The sequence below is a fragment of the Dietzia sp. E1 genome (assembly GCF_014145015.1).
Lineage (GTDB): Bacteria > Actinomycetota > Actinomycetes > Mycobacteriales > Mycobacteriaceae > Dietzia > Dietzia cinnamea_A.
The window spans coordinates 1-2,756 of the sequence record NZ_JAALDU010000569.1 but is presented as its reverse complement, the minus strand read 5'-3'; the positions used below and the strand labels follow the sequence as shown (position 1 = coordinate 2,756).

3 protein-coding genes and 1 pseudogene are annotated in these 2,756 nt (G+C 65.5%); 3 read left to right on the top strand and 1 reads right to left on the bottom strand.

Annotated elements, in window-relative coordinates; translation table 11 throughout:
• Positions 1 to 188 (bottom strand): annotated as a pseudogene (locus G6030_RS15920) (HNH endonuclease); the annotation flags it as partial.
• Positions 189 to 725: 537 nt separating this feature from the next.
• Here G6030_RS15920 and G6030_RS15915 point away from each other — a divergent pair.
• The 3 genes from G6030_RS15915 to G6030_RS15905 all read left to right on the top strand — a co-directional run.
• Complete coding sequence (locus G6030_RS15915) at positions 726 to 1,061, top strand: hypothetical protein (RefSeq protein WP_182643774.1); 336 nt, start codon at positions 726 to 728, stop codon at positions 1,059 to 1,061.
• A 116-nt stretch (positions 1,062 to 1,177) separates the two neighbouring features.
• Positions 1,178 to 1,888, top strand: coding sequence for a DUF3558 family protein (locus G6030_RS15910; RefSeq protein ID WP_182643773.1), 711 nt, complete (start codon positions 1,178 to 1,180; stop codon positions 1,886 to 1,888).
• 68 nt (positions 1,889 to 1,956) lie between these two features.
• A partial coding sequence (locus G6030_RS15905; RefSeq protein WP_182643772.1) for a WXG100 family type VII secretion target occupies positions 1,957 to 2,756 on the top strand: 800 nt, incomplete at its 3' end.

Sequence of the window (2,756 nt, the reverse complement as noted above, 5' to 3'; positions counted from 1 at the left end):
CGGGCGGCGGCCATGACGCGGGCCTGGGTGGCGCGCAGCCGGCGTTGGGCCTGCTCGAGCGCGACCAGCTCGGCGTGCAGCTCCGCCGCGCCGGCCTGGGACCAGTCGCGGCCGAGGTGCGCATCGAGCGCGGACAGCACGGCGGTCATCTCGCCGCTGGCCGCCGCTTCCGTACCCGTGTCGCTCATGTGTTCGATTAGATCATCCGGGTACGACACGAACCCGTCACCGCAGGCAGTGCCGCTAAAGCGGTTCTCCAAAACGGTTGCGCCAGGCGTCGACGCGGAGGCCACGTGACGGAGCTAGCCCATCTCGTTCTGCGCAACGTGAGCCTCCGAGATTGGCAGTGCGCGCCACGCGACCGTCGCCAGTGGCCGCAGCCGAAGCGCTTGTTGAAAACCACCCTGTCGCCCGCTCGTTGTGTCAATACTGATCACATGGGCACGATGTCGAGGCGGAGGAAGGTAGTCGGAGCTCTCGCTGCGGCGTTTGTCGTGGTGGCGGGGTGTGGGGCCACTGATGGCGAGGCAGAGCGAACGCCGGACGTAGTCCCCGCGACGGCTACATCAGAGTCGCCCACGACCTCAGCGTCGACAACGGCCACCTCGAGCACCTCGCTGACGTCTTCCTTCCCGCCGCCGTCAAGTACTTACACCCCCGCCGCGCCGGCAACCCCGACGGTCGCATCGGTCACGGAGGGGGCGGCGTGCGGGCCCCGAGGAGCGGTGGCCGTGTTCGCCGACGGCACGACCGCATACTGTGCGCGCCTGCAGTACACCGACGGGGCCGCGTGGTCGCGAGATCCTCAGTTGGCGCCCAACCCGGCAGTAGAGGAAGCTATGCGGCAGGCGGGCCCGCAGCTCGGGGATCAGTGCATCGGGGCGGACATCGGACGTAGATCGGTCGACGTCAATGGAATCGCCATCCTCTGTGACAACTACATGTGGCGGCAGGACGTCGGCCAGGAACCGCGACACCCGTGGGTGGAGGACCAGATCAGGTGGACGGAGTGTCTCGAGCAGGCCACCGAGGAGGAATGCAGGGAGCTCATCAACAACTGATCGCACACGCTGGTTGCTGCAGGTGCGGTGGGGCCTCGCCCGGAGCGCCTCGCAATGCGGCCCGCAGAGTCGATGGGTCACCCGCAGACGCCGGTCGACTGCGATGATCACTGATCGTGAGCCCACACCCCCTCGGCGACGTCCCATTAGAACTGCAGCTCCGTTTTCTGGCGGAGAATTCCACTTCGAGGCGGAACCGTTTTGCCGAGCGGGGCGTCGTACAGATTGTGGGAAGAAGTAGAGCTGTGTGCGCCGCGCTGGTTGCTGCCGGCGTCGTGCTGTCCGGGTGCGCGTCGGCGGACGGGGGAGGAGAGACGCCGACGACGACGAGCACAGCCGCCCCCGAAGAGACCGGCAATCCGTGGGATCTGCCGGTCGAGCAGAGGCCTGCCCTTTTCGACCCGTGTGCCGAAATTCCGGTTGAAGCCATCGAGGATGGAGTTGGCTCGCCGCTGCGCGAGGATGAAGGTCTTCGCAATCATGAGCCAGGCGACTTGTTCACGTGCGGGTGGAAGAATGACGAGCTCCTTTTCGGAGTTATTTCCACTTGGAAAGCAGAAGAGGCCCTAATTGGCGATCGAGGCTTCGGATCCGTTGATACTGGATCGACGGTCAGCGGTAGACCCGGATTCCGGGCAAGCGACGAGGGGCGCGAGGATGACACCTGTTACCAGGCGTTCTTTACCTCGCGGGGAGCGGTACTGGTGAATCTAAATTTGCGTACATCGCTAAGGACATTTCGCGGTGAGCGGCCTTGGAGGGCGTGCGACGTCCTTGACGAAGTTATTGAGCCGGTAATGCCGTACATTCCTGGAGGGGATTACTGATGTCGGTTCATCTCGAGCCAAGCTCTGCACGGGACTGCATAATGGCGTGCGACCGATTTAAAGCTGCCGTGGAAGACTTGTCGGCGCTTGATCGATACACGAGCTTTTCTGCCTCTGGCGGATCATTCGAAACCGCGCGGCAGATTGGAACCGTGTACTCGCTCTTTGCGGAAGATGATTTGCAGACGCTGCTAACCGGATTCGCCGACCAGGCCCGAGCGATGTCGCTTTTGTTCGCCGCCGCGGGCGGGTTGATCGAGGCGCAGGATGAGGCGTTGGCGGGGGCGTTGTCGAAAGCGGCCGAGGAGCCGGCGGGGCTGCAGAGCCTGGGACTGATTCATGCGAGTGAGTCGGATGGGTTCATCCTCGAGGACTCGTGCGTGATGGGTGGTTATGGCCGGGTGGGGCCGGAGGATGTGTCGGATTCGCCGTTGGAGCGGATCGCCCAGTGTGCGCAGGCGCTTGAGCCCGAGCAGTTCAGCCAAATCCAGCAGCGGGCGGGCGCGGTCTCTGAGGCGCTGCACTCGGCGGCGTCTCAGCTCCAGTCCGATCTGAACAATGTGCTCGGGCACGGGTGGCAGGGCGAGTTCGCGGTGAGTGCGCAGGACTCCGTGCGCGGCCTTGTCAGCTCGGCGGTGGCGCTGTCGGGCGAGTTGGAGAAGGTTGCCGAGAAGGCCGGGCGCGCCCACCAGGGGTTCGTCACCACGCGCACCAACGTGGCCGAGCAGGCGGCGCAGGCGCAGCTCGCGCAGCTGTCTGGGCGCGAACTCGGACCGGCGGGACTGTCGGCGGCCGCCGAGTCGCGAGCCCAGCAGGCCGCGGCGGAGGAGCAGGCGCGGGCGATCGTCAACACCGAGTACAGCCCCGC